Here is a 20341-nt window from a genome sequence, read left to right as displayed (position 1 = left end):
GCGCGTCCTCGCGTCCCTGCATAAGACCAGTCTTAATCACCAGGCCCACGAGTCCAGCCGACGCGCCCAACCCACGATTAATTCAGCAGCCTCCTAGGGCGTGTCTCCTAATAGGGTGCTCCAGATGATGACGGCGTGCAGAACGGCCGCTGAGCGGTACGTGAGGGCCAGCTTGTCGTAGCGGGTGGCCAGGGATCGCCATTGCTTGAGGGTGTTGAAGCTGCGCTCGACGACGTTGCGCCGCTTGCAGGCGTCCTTGTCGTAGGTGACGGGACGTCCGCCCGCGGAGCCTTTGCGTTTGCGGTTGGCCTTCTGGTCGTCCTTTTCGGGGATGACGCATTCAATGCCACGCCCGCGCAGGTAGCTCCGGATCGCTTTGGATGAGTAGGCTTTGTCGGCCATGGCCCGGTCCGGGCGGGTGCGGGGCCGTCCAGGACCAGCCCGTTCGACCTTCAGGGCGTCCATGACGTTTTCAAACATGGGCGAGTCCCCGCCCTGGCCGGGTCCCAGGAGCAGGACCAGGGGGCGCTGTTGCCGTCAACCAGGGCATGGATCTTGGTGGTCAGCCCGCCGCGCGAGCGGCCGATGGCCTGGTCATCAGGCTTATCGAGCAGATTCATGTAATTCGAGAGGTCCCCCTGTGTGGCGGGGAAGGTTGGTGCCGTGCTGGTGGGCACGGTTCACCGTGGAGTCCACCGACACCTCCCAGTTGATCAGCCCTTGCGCGTCGGCACGGGTCAATAATGCAGCCAGTACCTTGTCCCAGGTCCCGCTGGCGCTGTTGCGGCGGTGGTGCTTCCACACGGTCTTCCACGACCCGAAATGGGAAGGGAGGTCACGCCACGGAATGCCGGCCCGGTAGCGGTAGATGATGCCCTCGGTCATCAACCGGTGGTCATTGAACGGCCGGCCCGGCTTCCCCGACGAATCAGGCATCAACGGGGCAATGAACTTCCACTGGACATCGGACAACAAGGCGTAACGCGAACTCATCCCTAAATCTTGCCTAATGGCCTACCCAGCCATTAGGAGACACGCCCTAACAGAACGATGGCGTCGATAACGTCGAGCCGGGCTCGAGCGTCTGGGTCCCCACACGTCAGGTGTTGGCTGTGTCTACGTCAAAGACCTGGCCAGCATCGATCTCGGCATCCTCGAAGCGATGATCTCCAACTCGTTCTACACCGTAACTGAAGGTACATTCGGTTTACGTGCTCGCGAAGGAAGTGTATGTACCGCTTCGGAGTGCTATGGCATCCTCACGCAAGAAGAGTAGTCTCAACTACAGAAACGGCCGCGAGGGTGGCAGTATGATCTCGCCAGAATGCGCTGGCGCTGGTTCTTGAAGGAGCCGGGATGGCTGGTTGGAATGCCGACACGGCGGCGGGCCCCCTGGGGGCCGGGACGGTCACTTTGGTCGAGGGGTCGTCCTTCTGCATTTCCATGCCGAACGGGGACATCCACCCCGAACACCCACATGGCCTTTTCGTCCAGGACACCCGCATCCTCTCAGGGTGGAGCCTGTTGGTTAACGGCCAGTCCCTTGAACCACTTGCGGTGGAAACAAAGGAGCCCTACCGAGCGCTGATTGTTGGAAGGATTCCGCGCTCGGATGGATATGCGGACAGTCCGCTGATCGTGGAGCGGTTGCGTGAGGTGGGGGCCGGCATCCAGGAGCAGCTCTCGCTTCGCAATTACTCCTTGGAGCGGGCCGAATGCGTGATCTCCTTGGGGGTTCACGCCGATTTCGCCAGCATCTTTGAGGTAAAAGAGGCAAGGATCCAGCGTCGCTGGGAAGAAACCCGGCAGGCGGACGCCGGAGCGCTGACCATCCGGGCTGGCTGGCAGGATGTCCGGAAGGGCGTTGTTATCGAGGCCCCCGGGGCAGAGATCGGGCCCGAGGCCCTGACATACCGGGTATCCATCCCGGCACGAGGTGAGTGGAGCACGGTCCTAACCGTGGTGCCCGGAACTGAGGGAGCCGATACCGCGTCGTTCGTCCATGCTGACGGGGGCGGATTGTCCCCCCGGGACCGGCGCCGGCAGGAGTGGGTGGCCAAGATTCCGGTGCTGCAGATGGGAAACCGGTCCATCGAACGGACTCTGCGGCGCAGCTATGATGACCTGGGTGCCCTCCGCATCGAGGACCCGAACCATCCGGACCGGGTGGTGGTGGCCGCCGGGGCGCCCTGGTTCATGACCCTGTTTGGCCGGGACTCACTGTTGGCGTCCCAGATGGCACTGCCGGTGGATCCTTCCCTGGCCTTGGGCACGCTGCAGACGCTGGCGGACCGCCAGGGGAACGTGGTGGATCCAATGAGCGAGGAGGAGCCGGGCAAGATCCTGCATGAGGTCAGGCTCGATGTCTCCAGCGGGCTGGCGCTTGGCGGCAAGTCCACGTACTACGGCAGCGTCGACGCCACCCCGCTGTTTGTGGTGATGCTCGGGGCTGTGAGCCGCTGGGGATTCGCAGCGGAGACCATCGCCGCCCTGCTGCCTCACGCGGACCGCGCGCTGAACTGGATCCGGGATTACGGGGATAAGGACGGCGACGGGTTCGTCGAGTATGAGCGCCTCAACGACCAGGGGCTGATCAACCAGGGCTGGAAGGACTCCTGGGACGGCATCAACTTTGCCGACGGAACCCTGGCCGAACCGCCGATCGCGCTCTGCGAGGTCCAGGCCTATGTCTACGCCGCATACAATGCGCGCGCCTGGATGGCATACGACGCCGGCGATCCGGCTTTAGCGGTCGAGCTCACCGATCGGGCGGCGCAGCTGAAAAAACGGTTCAACGAGCAGTTCTGGATGCCTGAGCGCGGATACTATGCCATCGCCTTGGACGGCAAGAAGCGGCAGGTCGATGCGTGCGCGTCCAACATGGGTCAGTGCCTGTTGTTTGGCATCGTGGATGAGGACAAGGCGCCGCAGGTCGCGGAATGCTTGATGTCCGCGGAGATGTTCAGCGGCTGGGGCGTTCGGACCCTGGCCTGCGACATGGGTGCCTACAACCCCGCGAGCTACCACAACGGTTCGGTGTGGCCGCACGATAATGCGGTCATCGTGGCCGGCCTGATGCGCTACGGTTTCGTGGCGGAGGCACAACGGATCTCCACGGCCCTGCTGGAGGCGGCCGAGTACTCGGGCGGCCGGCTGCCGGAGCTGTTCTGCGGCTTCAGCCGGGACCAGCTTGCCGAGCCGGTACCCTATCCGACAGCCTGCTCGCCGCAGGCCTGGGCGGCCACCACGCCGATCCTGCTGGTGACGAGCCTGATGCGGTATGACACCCACGTGTCCCGCGGAGGGTTCTGGATGGATCCCGTGCTCCCGGAGTCCTACGGCAACCTGCACATCACCAACGCACCCATGGCCGGCGGCAGGATCACCATCGACATTGCCAATTCCGTCCCGTCCGTCCAGGGACTCCCTCAGGGGATCGTGTTCCACCGCGGGCACAGGCCATGGATGACGGAACTGGTGGAAGAAGCCAGCCGCCACCGAAAGACATAGCGGGACGGAGGACGAGCCAGTCACTCCGCGGGAGGGGGTCTACGGCGTCGGATCGATGCCCCCTGCACAGGGACCCGGATCCTGCTGGACGTCACCGAGTTTGTGATCACGCGCAGTTTTTCCCCGGCTCGCGGAGAGGAAGCGAGGGCGCCTGGTACAGGGCCTGACGCGGCCGGCGCAATGCCAACAAGAAATCCCCCCGCATCCGAATAGAACTCCTGATGCTTTGCGTGCCCACGAAACCTAGGTTCCCCCCGCCCACAACAGGGAAGGCAATGGGAACGGGCGCGTAGCGGCTGTCCCGTCTCATCTGACTTGACCACCGAGGGCCTAAATTACGCGGTTGGGTCAACTGTAGTGAGACAACTCGATTTATCTCACTACAGTTGACCCGAACCGTCGAATCCTGCCGTCGTAGCTGAGTGTGCTCATGTGGGTTAGGAAGCCTTCCGCGCAGTGGCGAGGGCGCCCTCAACGTCTCCGAGCAGTTCCTTCCAGCGTATGTCGACGCCGAGCCAGGCCAGGAGTGAACGCCGGTAAGTAACGTGGCCTATTCGCGTCTCTGAGCGAATCGGCGTACTGGCACTCGGGGGCCCAAGGGACCGACGTGCTGCACATGCGGCTGAGGCTGAAAGCATTTGCCTGTCAGCGCCAGCCACCACGAAGCGTTGGTTCCCGCAACTCTCGCAGTACAGCCGCCGGTTCTTTGGTGGGGACTCCGCTAAGGGGCAGGTCCAGAAAGTATCTGGCTTTAACTGGCTTCACTTTGCTGCCGACGACACGGCACCCAGCCAACTGTAGAACGCCAGGAAACTCATTCTCACCAGGGGACCTGCGCGACGCACGACCAAAGTGGGTCGACGGAGGGTCCGCCCGCCGTTGTCCGTTCTCAATGAAGTTGTCAGTCGCGACGTGGGAACTGACAGTTTGGATGAGACAAACCTGGCGGATTCTTTCTCACTGATGTTGTCAGTTCCGTATAGGCGGCAGGTCGACGAGAGCGCCTTGGGCCGTCCCTCCATCAGTTCGCGCCTCGGCCGCTGGACAGAGCCCGCGGATGACAGTGCTTGTTGCCTAACGCCAAACTATACTGACAGATCAACTGAGAATCGCGCGAAATCCGTAGGCTGACACTTTGAATGCGAAATCTGACATCTGAAATGAGAACGGACAGCCGTGGCGTCTCACCCGCGTTTCCGCGGATCTTGAACGCCGATAACGGACCTTTCGTCAGCTTGCCGATAGCTGGAGTTGTCTGAAGAGGCTTGTTGAGGGGTGCTCTACTCTTCACGCCACTTGAGTTTGAGGATTTCGAATGCTTCCTTGATCGCCGCAGCGTCGTGGTGGATGTCAACCACTTGGGTCCGGCCAAGTTTGGGGCTGGTTGGGGGATCCCCGGGCCTCTCGAAGATTGCCCACAGCCGGAGCTCGTCGCCGTGGCGGGAGTTGAAGGTGACACCATCGACAGTGGTTGTTTCGTATAGCAAGGCGGCGACGCCTTGAGTCAGTTGCCTCGGGCGGGCGTCTTTCAACGCCGCCGCGTCGAAATCGGCCAGTCCGAGACTCAAGGCAATAGCAATGAAGTTCGGATAGAGGGCGGCGATGGTTTGGGAGGCGGTGACGGCGCAGTAGTGCCCGGAGAGTTCGGCGCGCGTCGCTGCGCGTGGCTCCAGCCATTCACGTGGAACTTCTCCTGGCGGGATGGTCGGGTACAGCACTTGGTCTTCATCGTCTTCGACGATTTCGTCCAGTTCCGCGGCGAGCCTGGCGTCGCGGCGGAAGCCGGCCAGGACTTCCAGGAGGCATGCCTTCAGGCTTGAGCCGGCGTAGACGGTGCGGAAGTTGCCGTGCAGGTCATCCCAGCGTCCCGGGAAACGGCCATCCGTTGCCCATTCCCAGCCGCTCCAGGCCCAGGGCTCGGGGCGGAACCCGATGCGCCACACAGTGCCGGCCGATGGGATGATGGCTAGTTCGTTCTGCTCCATCCGTCAGCCGGCGGCCGCGAAGGCCCGGGCAGCGGCAAGGACCGCTTGTGCGGCCTCGTCGACATGGCCTTCGCGTAAGAGCCTGGCCGGGGGGACATCGTCCAGCTGCGGGTTCATGCCCTGGAACCACGCCTGGACCACGGCCCTGGAATCGCGCTCCGCCAGCAAGGCCGCCACATGGTAGGCGTGCCGCAGCCGGGTCATGACCTCTGCGGAGGGTTTCCGTTCACCGTCCGCCCATTGGCGTACCGCGCGGGTTTCCTTGACCGAGCCGATGTAGGCGACAAGTTTTGCGCCCAGGATGTCCCTGAGGTCGCGGACCAGCTCGGCCTCGGGCAGCCGGATGGAATCCTGATGGGCCTTCAGCCCTCCCCGGGCTCCTGCAACTGCTGTCATGTATCTATGCTGTCACGAATGACACTTTGTTTCAACGGTTAGAACACGCCGTTGATCACACCCGAAATCACATGTATGGAAAGCCGATAACCGGCGTTACGTAAAGTAAGTAGGCTGATAGTTGCAGGCAACTCCTATTTCAGCTTAGCTGATACCCCCGGGTCGACCCCCAACCGCTCTGGGTCAAACGAAGCCACGTACCCAACGTCCAGGGCGCCGGCTCGCGCACCCTGCCGCCCCCGCGAGAGTGACCACCAGGACCAAACCTCACTAACGCGGGACTTCTTGAGTCAATCTTGAGCCGAACCCGGGGTGCTATTGAGAAACGTTTGCAAATGTGGAATAACACGGATGTAATACACCATGTTGTGGTCAAACATTGAAGCTGATACTACATGTAGTATCAGCTTCAATGTCGGTCCTACATGACAGGCTCGATAGCATCCAATCGCTCCTACCGAGATCGGAGGGCCTCCTCGTGGCTCACCTCATACAGCAGTTCAAGGATGCCCTGAGTTCAATCGAGCCCGGCGACGATAAGGCAAACGCGCCAGAAGCCCACCAACTCGTACGCCAGGCTCTGGGGGCGGATGCCAAGCTGGCCGAGTATGGAGTCGACCCGGTCCTCATTGGTTCGTACAAGCGCAGCGTGTCCATCAAACGTGTCAAAGACGTCGACGTGTTTGTCCGGCTGCCAGACCTTCCGAGTGACGTGACGTCCAAGGACATCCTCGACCGGTTCTTCAAAGTGCTCCACGCTGAATTTGGCGTGGATTCCAGTGCTCGCCGTCGCACAGTGCGCCAGGACCGGAGCCTGAAAATTGCGTTCCCTGAATACGACCTTGACGTGGACGCTGTGCCGGCACGTCCACACTGGGACGGGACGACATGGGAAATCCCGCAAAAAGGCCACGAAGACAAGTGGGTGCAAACCAACCCTGAGGTTTTGACCAGCCTCTCCAGCGAAATGAACGCTGCCCACGGCGGCTACTACGTCCCTACCGTCAAACTTCTGCGCCAAACCCGCCGCGCTCTGCTTCGCAGGGGTGCGAAGCCCGGAGGCTTCTTCATCGAAGTGGCGACCTACCAGGCCTTCAAATCGGGCCTTGTTTCAGGAAACGACCACGCAGAGTACTACGTGTCAGCACTTGAAGAGGTCGCCAAGATCATCAACAACTTCGTCGTTTACGGTATCGGCGTGACCGACCCAACTCTTTGGGGAAAAACCATCAGCATCCGCGCAACCGAGGACGAGCTTGAGACCGCGAGGGTCCGGTTTGGCGACGCGGCCGCCTCAGCCCGCTCAGCTCTCAAGGAAGAGGACGCGGGTAAGTCTGCCCTGGCATTCCAAAAGCTGCTCGGCAAAAACGGCGACGATGACACCGTGTTCAAAATGCCGCCCGGGTTCAACGAAGACGGCACCAAACGCGCAACCGCGATTTCGGCAGGGGCACGAACCGTCCCCGCCGGAATGAGGACATTTGGGTGAACCTTGACGCATACACCGACGCTATAGCCCACGCCCGCCAGCACTTCGAGGAAGGCCTCATCCGAGCTGGCTTTACGGAGACAGACAACGGGTGGACAGGGGTCACCGGAAACCCTGAGAACCCGACCGAGGTCCTGATTTCCCTCCCGGAACGCTTTCCCTTTAAACCCCCAAGGGTAGCCCCGGTTGCAGAAAATGCTGTGCCCTGGTCGTGGCACCGCGAGTTGGACGGCGCCCTCTGTTTGATCGCCGAGGACGATCACGAGGGGCTCTGGTGGATTGAAGCCCCGGCGTTCCTTGAACATGTCTCGGAATGGTTGGCGCAAGCAGCAGCTGGCTGGCCGGATGATCGCCCTGATCTGGACCTGGACCGGTATTTTCACCGTTCAGAGGAGGACGCCCGGATCTACCTCTACGAGGATCTTGGGTCGTTGGATGAGGGCTTAATTCGATTCCGACCAGCCAGGAACAACACCATGCGGGCAAGCAAAGGCGTAATCCCGAGGAAACTGGTGAAAGCCGGCAACGACCGTTCGGCATATGTGGCCGACGCCGGTGAAATCGACGTACCACCCCGGACTTGGGCAGACATCAACGCCCGAATCCGTCCCGAGAACAAGCTTGATGCCAGAATCCGGCGCCACGAGGTCTCTGTGGTACTGCTGAAGTACCGTCGCGGTAATCACGATGGCGTCATCGCGCTGGAAGTTTGGCCAACAGTCGGCGGCGACATCGCTGTATGGAGGCTGACATCGGCGGCCGATACGACGGCGGCCCGAACTGCCCGCGCCGGTGTCCAAAAGGCAGAACTCGGGAACAGTAGCGTGGCTATCATCGGGCTGGGCGCGCTCGGTTCCTTCGTCGCTGATATGCTGGCGCGCGCAGGAATTGGCCGGATGACGCTAGTGGACGGAGACCTGGTCCTTCCCGGCAACATCGTCCGGCATCTCGTGGGACCCGACACAATCGGGTTGCCAAAGATTGAAGCTGTAAAACGTCACATCGTCGCCAGGAACGAACTCACGCATGAGGACATCCAGCTGAGTTCGCAGCCCCTCACGTCCGCCGCGGAAGCAGCCCTTATCATCAGCAATCATGACCTGGTCGTGAACGCCACCGCCGACTTCACCACGACAGCCCTTCTCCACGTTGTGGCCGAGTCCTTGGGCACGCGGATTCTCTCGGCTTCACTACATGATGACGGAACCGCCTATCGTGTCGACATCCTCCCCCCGGCTAACGGCGCCTCCCCCATGCCGCCCCTGGCGACGTCACCGGATACCGGTGTCCAAGCCCCAGAGTTGTTCGACGCCGGATGCGGAAGCCCAATCTCCCCAACTCCGCCGCACGCCGTGATCGAAGCAGCAGCCGCCGCCGTACGGCACAGTATCGGGCTACTTACCGAGCGTATCCTCCATCCAGCGGGAGAATCACGAGACCTCACTGCTGTTCCTGAAAGGCATCACTCGTGACCCGGCTACCTGCACGCATCGAACTACGACACCAGGCACATGAAGTGATCGCTGCCGAAACAGCGAAAAGCCTGCCGACGGAAACCGGAGGTATCCTGCTCGGCTACCACGAATCCAATACCATCGTGGTCACAAATGCACTGACCATCGGCAGCGACCGGGCAACAACGAACCAGTACGTCCGCGACGACGTCAAAGCCAACAAGCTGCTCAAAGACTTCCTCGCGGATCGGGCCATCGATGATCCGACAGGATACGTCGGGGAATGGCACAGTCACCCGGCCCCAGCAGGACCGAGCCACATAGACGTCAGCGCACTTCGTGCAATTGCGAAGACCAGCGACGGTCCGATCGCCCTGGTCGTCCGGTCAACGTCGCACTCGACACCCTTCCACGGAGTCACCGCACAGCGTCAACGGTTTGGCCGCGTCACCAGCGAAAAAGTCCAAGTCATATCGCCCGAGCCCAAATTCCAGCCCCTAGGCCCACTGCCCCCAACCGCTGTACGAGGCGACGGGCCTGTCTTCATCTCGTACCGCCAAACAGACGGAACCGATCATGCCGCACGGCTGGAACACCTGCTCAGAGCAACCGGGCTCGTGGTCTGGCGTGACTACCGCGATCTGCGCGCCGGCACAACGACAGACCGACTCGAGCAAGCCCTGACCCAAGGACTCTCGGCGGCAGTGCTCGTCGTAACTCCCGACATCGTATACAGCGAAATCGTCCGGGAGCGTGAACTCCCACGCCTACTCCAACTCGACGAAGACCCTGACTTCAGCCTCAGCATCGCGAACACTGTCCCTAGGCGCGGGAGCTCCTCCAAATGTGATTACGAGGCCCCGGACCGGTTCCTCCGCCTTTCGCCTAAGCGCACACTTGCAGATAAGAAGCAGAGCAACATGCTCGACAGCATGGGAGACCTTGACATAGCACGTGACCTACTCATGCACCGCATCGAACAACGCAAGCCCAGGTTCCGGACAGAAAATCGAGCTTTCACCATTCGCGTGCAGAGCCGGCCGACATCATTCGCCATCGACGCGGACGACGAGGACCTGCACATCCGGGTCAACGCCGCAGAGCACAGACGCCTCCCGTCACCCGAAGGACTCCATCTCCTTCAAAAGACACTCCCCCTCATCAGCGACGCCATCTACGCAGCCCGGGCACCGCGCGTACAGATCCTCGGCGGAGCCCACCTTTCAATCGCTATGGCACTGGGCGCAGCGCTACCCGAGACCAAATTCGGAACAGTCGAAGCAATGGACACGCGCAACGTGGCCTGGGCCTCGGAGGCGTGCAAAGATGACCCGGTCGATAACGTCATCAGCGTGGAAGAACTCGCCGTCCCAGCCCAACAAGCGGCCGTTACCCAGAACAGGATCGCAATTTTCGTCAGTCTCACGCCTGGAGCAGATCGAACGGCCTTCGAGACTCTTATCAGCTCGTCCCGACACCAATTCGCCAAAGCGGCAGTGCTTACAGCAACTACAACCCAGATTGATGCTCGTGAGGCCGGACGCCTCAGTTCATCGATCGGACAGACGATCAAACAACTCGCGGCCAAGAGTGGACGCGCCGAGATACATCTTGCCTTCCACGGCCCGTACACAATGGCCGTATTGATTGGACGCCATTTGAATACGCTCCGAACAGTGGCCTATGAATGGGAAGATGACGCCGACAACGGCCCCAAGTACCGTCCGACCCTCGTTCTCGACCCCGGCCGCGCCGGAGGACCCATAGCCGAAGTGCTGCTTGGAATTGACGATTCAAAAGTTGCCTAGAACCTAGGCGGCTCTGTGCCCGGCGAGGAACGAAGGCGAAGATGGGGGCAATCCTCATCGGTCGAACGGGTGGACTACTTCGGCGGCACGACCGGAGTACATCCAGCTTCGACACGGCCCGCCGCATGCCTACGGACAAATAGAGTTATCCCACCTGCCCAGCAGGTCCCATTGGCCCATCCCGATAGAACCCAGGAGATAGCTGCACATGAGCACCTCGTTTGACTTGAGAGAGGCATTTGCGGCCAAGCAAAAACATATGCTGTCCGGGCTCGGTCTCATGCCCAATTTCACCAATCATCCAACAGCCAAGGGCGATGCCACAGAGGAACGCTGGATACGCATGCTCAGTGATTTCCTCCCCCGGCGCTACGGAGTAGGCAGCGTCTTCGCAATCGATTCGTACGGAAAGCAGAGCCAACAGATAGATGTGGCTATCTACGACCGCCAGTACTCACCCCTGTTCTTCGAGCAAGGCGACCTGACGTTTGTCCCCGTCGAGAGCATCTACGCGATATTCGAAGCCAAACCGGAGTTGAGCAAGGACTACGTTGAGTATGCACGGGAGAAGATCGCCAGCGTCCGCAGCCTTCGTAGGACCTCCGTAGGCATTCGGCACGCCGGGGGAACGTATCCACCTCAAGAGCCAACGAACAAACCCATTCTGGGAGGACTCCTTGCCACCGAGACATCCTGGACGGACATCCAGGGAAAAGCCGCTCGCAAGGCCCTACTGACAGGAAGTCAATCCGACCGGCTAGACTTCGCGATAGCCGTCAGAGACGGTGCGGTCGAAAGAGTCGGGGAAGAACTTGTCTTCGCACCATCGGACCAGCAGCTCATTTGGTTTGCAATGCGGCTTTACAAGAGGCTGTCCATGCTGGGCACGGTACTTGCGCTCGATTTGGACGCATATGGGCACTACATCGAGGACGTCCTAGAAAGCTGAAGCTACCAGGCTAGGCGTAGGCGTTGCTGTGACAGGTTTGGGGGGGGCCAGCTGGACGGGTATATCTGGCCCCCATATTCTTGACTTTCTTGTGGGACGGGCCTAGAACTCAACCTGACAGGATGAGGTTTGGAGGCCCCGGTGAATGGACAGCGGATAGGGTACGTGCGCGTCAGCACGCTGGACCAGAACGAGAAACGCCAGCTCGAAAGCCAGGTCCTGGACCGGGTCTTCACGGACAAAGCCTCCGGCAGGGACACGGCCAGGCCACAGCTCACGGAACTGCTGCGGTTCGCCCGCGACGGTGACACCGTCGTCGTGCACAGCATGGACCGGCTCGCCCGAAACCTCGATGGCTTGCGCGCCCTAGTTCAGGGCCTCACTCGCAAAGGAGTCCGGGTGGAGTTCGTCAAAGAGAGCCTGGTCTTCACCGGTGAGGACTCCCCCATGGCCAACCTGATGCTCTCCGTCATGGGGGCCTTCGCCGAATTTGAACGCTCCCTCATCAGGGAACGCCAACGGGAAGGCATCGCTTTGGCTCAGCAGCGCGGTGCCTACAAAGGGCGTAAAAAGACACTGACGCCGGAAAGAGCCGCCGAGCTGGTCACACGCGCCGGCAGTGGAGTCCCGAAAGCCGTCCTCGCCCGTGACTACGGGATCAGCAGGGAGACGGTCTACCAGTACCTGCGGCAAGCCAAGTTGGGGTGAAGCCCCTCCCCTGCCGGCGCCGCCGTTACGCCGTGGCCGAAGCGGCGATAGCTTGACGGGACGTGGGTTATCGGAGTTCGGTACCAGGTGTTGCCGGCTTCTTAGCGCTCTTGACCACAGGCTTGAGGCGTGTCCGATTGCCAGACCGTGTGCATAGCAACATCGAGCAGCTTTCACTCGCCTAAATCCGTGAATACCCAGACAAGCCCGTGTTGCGGAAAAGGCACGTCAACCCACCCGCGCCAGACTTCGCCGGTTTCGTGATCCAGGACGGTGATTCGGTGCCCTGGCGCAAGTAATAGGAAGGCCTCGACTTCACATCTTGTGAGGGAGTCTTTCGACCCGTTTCGTCCCGATGCGAGGTTGGTAGCTGTCGTCCGCAACGAGCACGTAGCTTGGCTAGCCGTGGGGCATGCGCCCAACACCACGCTTGCGGTCGACTCGCCGGAAATACCGCCTTCATCTTGGTTCATCGGAGGACGCGCCCCAGCTTTCCCTTGTCGTGCCCGGTGGAACTTCACCGTTCAACCGAGCCTGGTAGCGGCCAGGGGCGAGCCGCGTTACCGAGATACCGACTCGTTCGGTCATGGCCACGGGCTTCAAGAGATCCACCGCCCTGTCCGAGGCGGCGTCTAATTCCAGCCGTGTTTGAACGGCTACGACGAGACGATCGGGCGCTGCTTGAGTGGTCATAAATCCTTGCTCTCATGGCGGGTCAGTTTCCCCACCATCGTTGTCAACCGTTTGGCGGTTGAATATTTAGCGGTGATAACGATGATTACGTCCACCTGAACCCGGCGAATCGCATCCGGTGCGAATTCGATGGACTTTGATGGCTCTTGGTAGTTCTAGGAATTCTCTTCAGTAGCCAGCTCCTTCCGATCGAACCGAATCGCTTTCGCAACGGATTCGCACCAGTAATCCGATTCTCCATATCAGCAGGTGACCGGGTGGTCTGAAGAGTACGGGATTCCCTCACTTGCGTCAAGATTCGAATTCCGGTGTCCGCTCCCATTTCCAACCGCGTTCTGTCCTCCAAAAAAATCTTTGAAAGCGGATCAAAACCGCTCTTGCCGCAAATTGTGATGCATGGCATAGTTCAGACCACCTGATGATCGGGTGAGCGGTTCTAGTGCAGCGCCGAACGGCTCCCCGTTCATTCGAGCCTTGGTGCAACGTTGTCTGCCCTTGGGCGGCACCTCCTGCAGCACAACCAGCAACGCATCCCGCTGACAGCCGTTGACGGTTCATCGCCGGAACCAACGGTGCACTTCCCTCTCCGGTCGATTCGGTATGCGCACATGCCGCACCGTGGTGCGGCGACAGCTTCGACCGCTACTTGCTCCTGCCCGGATCCAAACGGAAGTTTGAGTCTCAGAACCAACAGAAAGGGATACATAAATGGACATAGCCATCGGCCCTCGTCCGCCACGGAATGCCGAGGCGGACCCTCGGTCAAAGTTCCGCGCCGGTAAGCCACCCATCGGAGGGTGGCTTCCCGGACTGGCGTTTACCCCCACCCAAACCGTCGTCCTGAACACGATAGTTGACCATCTGATTCCGGGCGGCGACGGTTTTCCGGCCCCGAGCGAAGTCAACGTCGTAGCATTTTTCGGAAAATACCTCCCGCCTGACGGCCAAGAGCCAAGGTGGTTCCCGTTCATCGGCGAAGTGGAGTTCAAGGGCCGGCTGGACGCCCTGGGCGAAGACTTCAACGGCGCCGACCCGACGGACCAAATCGAAACCCTTCAGCTCATGGAACAAAGGGATCCTGTCTTTTTCCACCGCCTGCGTGACCTGACCTACTACGCCTATTACTCCCGCCCCCCGGTCATCGCAGCCATCAACAAGAACCTTGAAGCGGGCAAAGACCTGCGCAATTCACCCCAGCCTTATGGCTATTCCGACACGATGGACGACTGGAACGACCAACTCTTCAACAACGTTCAGGGAAGCTACACCCGAACTGAAGACGTCCGGCCCGTTGAGCTCCCGGATGCCCTCCGAGGGACAAGGAACAACCACAAAGTCGAGGGAGGACTTTCAGTATGACGAGAAGCAATGAGACCGATGTATTGGTGATTGGGGCCGGTGCCGGTGGAGCCGCCGTCAGCAAGCGCCTCAGCGACGACGGAATCAAGGTGATTTGCCTCGAGCAGGGCGATTGGCTTCATCCGTTGGACCATCCGCATCTCTATGACGGATGGGAACTGGAGCGCATCCGGTCCTGGGACTGGCATTCCAACGTCCGGCAGTTCCCCGAGGACTACCCCACAACGGGCAACGCGGCTCCGATGATGATGAACGGCGTGGGCGGATCAACGCTGCATTATGCCGGCGCCTGGCCGAGGTTCAAACCCGTCGATTTCCGGAAGGGCACGGAACATGGGGTGGAAGGGACCATCGACTGGCCGATCAGCTACGAAGATCTGGAACCCTTCTATGCCATCAACGACGCCGAAATCGGCGTTGCCCGACGGGTTGGCGACCCCGGCAACCCACCCCGCCCGGAGGGGTGGGGTCCCGCGAGCCGCGGCGGCAAGATCGGCAATAAGATGGGGGCCGGATTCAATAAGCTCGGTTGGCACTGGTGGCCCGCGGACAATGCAATCCTGACCCGGGAAAAAGACACACGTCTGTCCTGCAACGACTGCGGGTTCTGCCTCGGCGGTTGCCCTCGTGGTTCCATCGCGTCCACCGACGTCACGTACTGGCCAAAGGCTATCCGAAACGGCGTTGATCTGAGGACGAATGCGCGCGTTGAGAAAGTCAACGTAAAAAACGGCAAGGCAACTGGGGCAACCTATATTGACCGCCTCACCGGCGAACGGCACGAGATAACCGCGAAGATCGTTGTTATGGCTGCGAATGCCATCGGCACACCCCGGCTATTGCTCATGTCCGCCCAGCCAGGCCATCCGGATGGCCTGGCGAACAGTAACGGACTCGTCGGCCGGCATCTGATGTTCCACAGCTGGTCCTTCGAAGACTTCTGGTTCGATGAGCCTCTTGACGGATTCAAAGGCCCCGAACCGGCCGTTTCCTATTCACAGCAGTTCTACGACACAAACACCGACCGCGGATTTGTCAACGGATTCTCGCTTCAGGTCGGCACGGCATTGGGTCCAGCCAACAGTGCGCTGGGAACCAACACGGGCAACACTGCCCCTTGGGGTCCAGGCCACCGGAAATTCTTCAACGATCACTTTGCCAGGCACGCTCTGGTCTACGTCCAAGGCGAAGACCTTCCGGTGGCGACCAACCGCGTGACGCTGGAGACGGACATCGTGGACTCCTCTGGCCTTCCCGTCCCGCATGTCCACTATGAACTCCATGAGAATGACCGCCGACTGATCGAGTGGGGACGGGCACGGGCGCTTGAAGCCGCCCATGCAGCCGGAACCGTGATCGACACCGCAAGTACGGGCATCGGCGGTGTCGACGGCCCCCCGCCCGGTTGGCACATCATGGGAACCTGCCGCATGGGCAATACCCCGGAGGACTCGGTGACGAACAAGTGGAACCAGACCTGGGACGTGCCCAACCTGTTCATTACCGACGCGAGTTCCCTTCCCACCGGGGCTGCCGTCAACCCGACCAGCACGCTGCAGGCAGTCGCCGTCCGTGCCGCGGAGTACATAAAACGCCGATTCCCGGAAATCGTGGGGCAAAAAGTGACGCCCAGCAATACTGACGCACCGGGCTTCTAGGAAAACCTGACACGGAACGTTCCGTGTTGAAACGCGCGCAGCGCGCGGCAGGGTCCGGACTTGGTGTGCGGACCCTGCCGCACCCAGTTCTTCCTCTAGGGCGGTTCCCTCCCCCTGAAACCGAAAGTTGACAAAGGAGTCACGAGAGACAATGACTATTCCCACAAAACACCGCAGTGCCCGCATCGCCAAGGCAATCGCGCTCCTGGCTGTTCCGGCCCTCCTCGCCACGGGCTGCGGCGCGTCTGCCCCCGCTGCCCAGAATGGGGGTGCCTCCAAAGTCGGTTTTGCGCAGGGAAACTTCGGCAACGGCTGGTACGAGGTTAACGCGAAGGGCGCCACCGATGAGATGACCAAGCTCGGGAGCCAGCTCGAAGTCGTCAGCGGCGGCGGAGACCCAGTGACCCAGAACTCGCAGATCACCAACTTCATCACCAAAGGTGTCAACGGTCTCATCATCAACCCGACAGACCCCCAGGCACTGACATCAAGCTTCGGGCGCCTGAAGGCAGAAAAAATCCCGTTCGTCTTGGTGAACGCGGGGGTAAAACCGGAGCTGTTGGCCGACAGCTACTGCTACGTAACCGAAGACGAGAAAGTCAATGCCGGACTGGTCGGGGCCGAAATGGCACGGAACCTGAAGGCCAAAAAGGGCCCGGACAAGACGGTGAAACTTCTCCTCGTCCTCGGATTCCCGGGAGACACGAACTCAGCAAACCGCGAGGAAGGCTTTAAGGCAGGATACGCATCGGTCGAAGGGGCACCAAAAGTCCAGTACCTCGAAAATGTCTACGGCAAATGGGCCGCGGACACCGCCGTCGCACCCGTCCGGTCAGTAGCGACGGGCAACCCCGATCTGGACGGGCTTTTCGTCGCCACAGATTCGATGCTTCCCGGCGTGCAGCAGGCACTCAAAGCGGTCAACATGTGGAAGACCGTATCCATCGCCGGCTACGACGGCCAGATGAAGGTCGTTAAGCAGATGATGGAAGATCCGCAGTCCCCCATTATTGCAACGGTCGCCAACCTGCCCGCCCAACAGGGACAGATCGCGGCCCAGATGCTGGACAAGGCGCTCCAGGGAGTCGACAAGAACACGGCGTGTCCTGATAACAGGATCTTCGTCAAACCAACCCTCATCACCGCCGAGACCGCCAAGTCCTACTACAGCGATGCCTCCGACTACTGATATCGGCGGACGCACTGGCAATCGGCCGTTTTACGGCTACGAGAAGAGGGATAGGAAAATGCCGCAGCAAATTGCCCAGGAGCCGCCCGCGCTCAGCCTGCGCAAGGTGTCGAAGTCGTACAACGACGTCGCCGTACTCTCCGGGATTGATCTCGACATTTCCAAGGGAGAAGCCATCGGACTTCTGGGCCAAAACGGCGCAGGGAAATCAACGTTGATCAAGATCATTTCCGGGCTCGAAAAATCTTCCGCCGGACAGATGTTTATTGACGGCGCCCTGGTCAATTTGCGCTCCACCCACGACGCACAGAACCTTGGAATCGCTACAATCCACCAGGAAATCAGCCTCATCCCGAAAATGACGGTTGCTGAGAACTTGTGTCTTTCCAGCCCGCCCCGGAAAGGCTGGGCGATTGATCGCGGCGCACTCAACCTCGAGGCCGATCAGGCCATCACCGCCCTCGGATTCGAGATCGACGTCAGGTCTCTTGCCGAAAAGCTCACCGTTGCCGAGAAGCAGGTTGTCCTTATCGCCAAAGCCCTCAGGCAAAAGGCGAAGATATTGCTCTTGGATGAGCCGACGGCCACGTTGCCCGCGCCCGACGTCGTGAAGCTCTTTGAGCTCCTCAAGAGACTGAAGAACGAAGGGACAGCCATCGTGTACATTTCGCACCGGATCGACGAAATGTATGAGATATGCGAAAAGATAATGGTGATGCGCGACGGCAGGCACGTCACCACCAGGACCATCGCTGGCCTTCCCAGGCAAGAAGCCGTCCGGAGCATGCTTGGCGGCACATCCACGACGAACGCCCTAAACCCGGCGGCCAAATGGAATTTTGCACGCGAGACGAAGCCCCATCAGCCTGAGGAGGCTGAGCCCGCCCTGGAAGCGCGGGGAATCAGAGACGGGGAACTGTTGAGGAACATCTCCCTGAAGGTCATGCCAGGGGAATCCGTCGCAGTGACCGGGCTGGTGGGCAGCGGTCAATCGGAGCTTGCGGCCTGCCTCTTCGGTGACCGGAAGTTCACTTCGGGCCAGGTCATGGTCGGAGGAAAGGAAATCGGTTCCGTCAAACCGCGTACCCTGATCGCGGCCGGCGTCGGATGGGTCCCGGACGACCGCAAGAGCCAAGGACTGGTCCTCAATATGAGCCTCAGCGAAAACTTCTCCATGGCCAATCTTCCGCTGGTCGCTCCGCACGGATGGCTGAACCGGAATCTCGAAAAACGTATGGCCGACCAGGCCATTGACACCCTCAAGGTCAAGACGTTAGGGGGCACGCAGCATGTCGGCCGGCTCAGCGGCGGAAATCAACAAAAGGTCGTCGTTGGAAAATGGCTCATCGCCGGGGCGAACGTATTGCTCTTGAGCGAACCGACCCGGGGGATCGACGTAGGGGCCCGGGAGGATATCTACAAGGAGATAAATGCGTTCCTGGCCCAAGGCGGCTCCGTAGTCATTTTTAGCTCCGAAATCGAGGAGGCCATGATGTGCCACAGAATCTACGTCCTCGGCCACGGTTCGGTTGTCGCCGAATTTGACCAGGGCGACACAGACATCGATCACATCATGTCCCTTCTTAGGTAGTGCCTTCCCCTCTCCAACCACATCCATCTGAGTACGGAGTCATCACTCATGAACAACACAGCTAGCAAACCGGCCAATCGAGCGGGCGGGGCGCCGCCGGTCGCCCACTGGATCCTCGAAACTTTGAAAAGCAAGGGCGTCCTCCTCGTCGCCGTCGCCGCCATTCTTCTTGCCGGGTCCGTCATTTCGCCGTACTTCCTGACGAGCCGCAACATGAGCAGCATCATCCTGACGATTGCCGTATTGTCGGTCGTCGCCGTGGGACAGTTCTTTGTCATCGTCACAGCCGGCATTGACCTGTCGGTAGGAGCATCTGTGGCCCTGACAACCGTGATGACGGCTGTCCTGCTGCGGGAAGGCGTGCCATTGCCGATCGTGGTCGTCCTTGCAGTGGCCGTGAGTTCATTTGTCGGCCTGGTTAACGGTCTCTTGGTTGTGTTCGGGAGAATCACTCCATTCATCGCGACGCTCGGCATGCTGAGCGTCGTCCAGGGTGTTGCCTTCCTCATTCAGAACGGAACGCTGGTCGCGATCAATAATGACTCTTTTTCATCCCTTTTCGCTGGTTCAATTGGGCCAGTCCGCGTCGAGGTAGTCATCTTTATCGTGGTGGCAGTCGCAGCCGCCATTGTTATGCGCTGGAGCGTCTTTGGTCGAAGATTGTATGCGCTGGGAGGCAACCCCCATGCTGCACACCTCTCGGGCTTGCCCGTCAAGAGAGACATTGTGAGCGCCTATGTCCTGTCAGGCTTTCTCGCAGGCATTGCCGGACTGATGCTGGCCGCCCAGCTCCGGGAGGGAAACTCGTTACTGGGCAGCGACCTTGCGCTGAGCTCCATTGCCGCTGCGGTGGTCGGGGGCGCGTCGCTATTCGGCGGATCGAGCACCCCTCTTGCTGCGGTCTTCGGAGGGCTTCTGATCGGGACGATCTCCAACATCCTAGACCTCGTCAGCATGCCCGTAGAGGGACAGCTTCTTATCGAGGGCGCACTGATCCTGGTGGCTGTCCTATTCACCTCCGGCGCGGGAGTAGGACTTCGACAGTGGATCTCAAGCGCGTGGAGCCGCAACAGGAACCGGCCGCCGGAGCAACGGCCGGCAGCAGATGCCGGAGATCCCAAAGAGGCGATGCAGGCCCTGCAGAATTGATGGATCGGGACGGTTGGACGTTGCGGCCCCGAGCTCTGTATCCAAGACGTACGGTTTCGGACGAATTGACGACTGCATGATGCTGCTGCGCACGAAGCCAAACCGCATTCAGGACCACCGGAACCAGCACCACGGAAACAAGAGCGGCGACGACGCCCGGGCCGTCGCCGCTGGCCCACGCCCTTTTGGCCGAGCACCATAGGCAGCTGAATGGACAGCATGAACGCCGCCTCGACGCACACAACGCCCAGCAGTCAGCAGCCTTTTGGAGTCAACGGCCGGAACCGGCCGCACTTTCTCGCCGCCGGCGGGCAGGTTTTTCCCCGTGGCCGCTACGCGTTCGCATCAGCGTCCCATCCATGCGCCTGGCCTGGGTTTGGATGCCGGCGATCCGATTCGGCCC

13 protein-coding genes and 1 pseudogene are annotated in these 20341 nt (G+C 60.5%); 11 read left to right on the top strand and 3 right to left on the bottom strand.

From position 1 onward, the window contains the following. Window positions 1–93: 93 nt before the first annotated feature. A pseudogene (locus tag ASG77_RS23005) lies at window positions 94–993 on the bottom strand (IS5 family transposase). Between the two features lie 363 nt (window positions 994–1356). Here ASG77_RS23005 and ASG77_RS07770 point away from each other — a divergent pair. Then, window positions 1357–3510: an amylo-alpha-1,6-glucosidase gene (locus ASG77_RS07770; protein WP_056343468.1), complete on the top strand. Its 2154-nt coding sequence runs from the start codon at window positions 1357–1359 to the stop codon at window positions 3508–3510. Between the two features lie 1280 nt (window positions 3511–4790). Here the strand turns inward: ASG77_RS07770 and ASG77_RS07765 are convergent. Both ASG77_RS07765 and ASG77_RS07760 read right to left on the bottom strand, forming a co-directional pair. Beyond that, a complete protein-coding gene (locus ASG77_RS07765; RefSeq protein ID WP_056343465.1) occupies window positions 4791–5495 on the bottom strand; it encodes an RES domain-containing protein in 705 nt (234 codons plus the stop codon). A 3-nt stretch (window positions 5496–5498) separates the two neighbouring features. Next, complete coding sequence (locus ASG77_RS07760) at window positions 5499–5891, bottom strand: hypothetical protein (protein WP_056343462.1); 393 nt, start codon at window positions 5889–5891, stop codon at window positions 5499–5501. A gap of 412 nt (window positions 5892–6303) precedes the next feature. On the opposite strand from ASG77_RS07760, the gene ASG77_RS07755 reads away from it, so the two are divergent. From ASG77_RS07755 to ASG77_RS07710, 10 genes are all read left to right on the top strand, one after another. Continuing rightward, complete coding sequence (locus tag ASG77_RS07755; RefSeq protein WP_235564384.1) at window positions 6304–7380, top strand: nucleotidyltransferase domain-containing protein; 1077 nt, start codon at window positions 6304–6306, stop codon at window positions 7378–7380. After that, complete coding sequence (locus tag ASG77_RS07750) at window positions 7377–8852, top strand: ThiF family adenylyltransferase (RefSeq protein WP_056343456.1); 1476 nt, start codon at window positions 7377–7379, stop codon at window positions 8850–8852. Before ASG77_RS07755 ends, ASG77_RS07750 begins: the two co-directional genes overlap by 4 nt. A gap of 44 nt (window positions 8853–8896) precedes the next feature. Then, window positions 8897–10642 (top strand): SAVED domain-containing protein, encoded by a 1746-nt coding sequence (locus tag ASG77_RS07745; RefSeq protein WP_200950698.1) that lies wholly within the window; start codon window positions 8897–8899, stop codon window positions 10640–10642. A 208-nt stretch (window positions 10643–10850) separates the two neighbouring features. Further along, a complete protein-coding gene (locus ASG77_RS07740; RefSeq protein WP_056343452.1) occupies window positions 10851–11591 on the top strand; it encodes a DUF6602 domain-containing protein in 741 nt (246 codons plus the stop codon). A 141-nt stretch (window positions 11592–11732) separates the two neighbouring features. Then, entirely contained in the window at window positions 11733–12299 is a 567-nt protein-coding gene (locus ASG77_RS07735) for a recombinase family protein (RefSeq protein WP_056343480.1), read from the top strand. 1401 nt (window positions 12300–13700) lie between these two features. Beyond that, a complete protein-coding gene (locus ASG77_RS07730; RefSeq protein ID WP_056343449.1) occupies window positions 13701–14351 on the top strand; it encodes a gluconate 2-dehydrogenase subunit 3 family protein in 651 nt (216 codons plus the stop codon). Then, window positions 14348–16009 (top strand): GMC family oxidoreductase, encoded by a 1662-nt coding sequence (locus tag ASG77_RS07725; protein WP_056343446.1) that lies wholly within the window; start codon window positions 14348–14350, stop codon window positions 16007–16009. The genes ASG77_RS07730 and ASG77_RS07725 overlap by 4 nt, the downstream gene beginning before the upstream one ends. Before the next feature lie 151 nt (window positions 16010–16160). Then, on the top strand, window positions 16161–17198 hold the full coding sequence (locus ASG77_RS07720; protein WP_056343443.1) for a sugar ABC transporter substrate-binding protein: 1038 nt from the start codon (window positions 16161–16163) through the stop codon (window positions 17196–17198). A 58-nt stretch (window positions 17199–17256) separates the two neighbouring features. Next, complete coding sequence (locus ASG77_RS07715; RefSeq protein ID WP_056343440.1) at window positions 17257–18789, top strand: sugar ABC transporter ATP-binding protein; 1533 nt, start codon at window positions 17257–17259, stop codon at window positions 18787–18789. Between the two features lie 48 nt (window positions 18790–18837). Then, window positions 18838–19938, top strand: a complete 1101-nt coding sequence (locus ASG77_RS07710; RefSeq protein ID WP_056343438.1) for an ABC transporter permease — start codon at window positions 18838–18840, stop codon at window positions 19936–19938. Window positions 19939–20341 lie beyond the last annotated feature (403 nt).

Source organism: Arthrobacter sp. Soil762 (genome assembly GCF_001428335.1).
GTDB lineage: Bacteria > Actinomycetota > Actinomycetes > Actinomycetales > Micrococcaceae > Arthrobacter.
The sequence above is the reverse complement of the archived record's forward strand: the minus strand, read 5'-3'. Positions and strand labels throughout refer to the sequence as shown.

Bases quoted from the DNA above. Each gene is read 5' to 3' on its own strand.
- ASG77_RS07710 (WP_056343438.1), top strand. From the start codon at position 18,838: ATGAACAACACAGCTAGCAAACCGGCCAATCGAGCGGGCGGGGCGCCG.
- ASG77_RS07765 (WP_056343465.1), bottom strand. From the start codon at position 5,495: ATGGAGCAGAACGAACTAGCCATCATCCCATCGGCCGGCACTGTGTGG.
- ASG77_RS07730 (WP_056343449.1), top strand. From the start codon at position 13,701: ATGGACATAGCCATCGGCCCTCGTCCGCCACGGAATGCCGAGGCGGAC.
- ASG77_RS07725 (WP_056343446.1), top strand. From the start codon at position 14,348: ATGACGAGAAGCAATGAGACCGATGTATTGGTGATTGGGGCCGGTGCC.
- ASG77_RS07715 (WP_056343440.1), top strand. From the start codon at position 17,257: ATGCCGCAGCAAATTGCCCAGGAGCCGCCCGCGCTCAGCCTGCGCAAG.
- ASG77_RS07720 (WP_056343443.1), top strand. From the start codon at position 16,161: ATGACTATTCCCACAAAACACCGCAGTGCCCGCATCGCCAAGGCAATC.
- ASG77_RS07740 (WP_056343452.1), top strand. From the start codon at position 10,851: ATGAGCACCTCGTTTGACTTGAGAGAGGCATTTGCGGCCAAGCAAAAA.
- ASG77_RS07760 (WP_056343462.1), bottom strand. From the start codon at position 5,891: ATGACAGCAGTTGCAGGAGCCCGGGGAGGGCTGAAGGCCCATCAGGAT.
- ASG77_RS07755 (WP_235564384.1), top strand. From the start codon at position 6,304: ATGTCGGTCCTACATGACAGGCTCGATAGCATCCAATCGCTCCTACCG.
- ASG77_RS07770 (WP_056343468.1), top strand. From the start codon at position 1,357: ATGGCTGGTTGGAATGCCGACACGGCGGCGGGCCCCCTGGGGGCCGGG.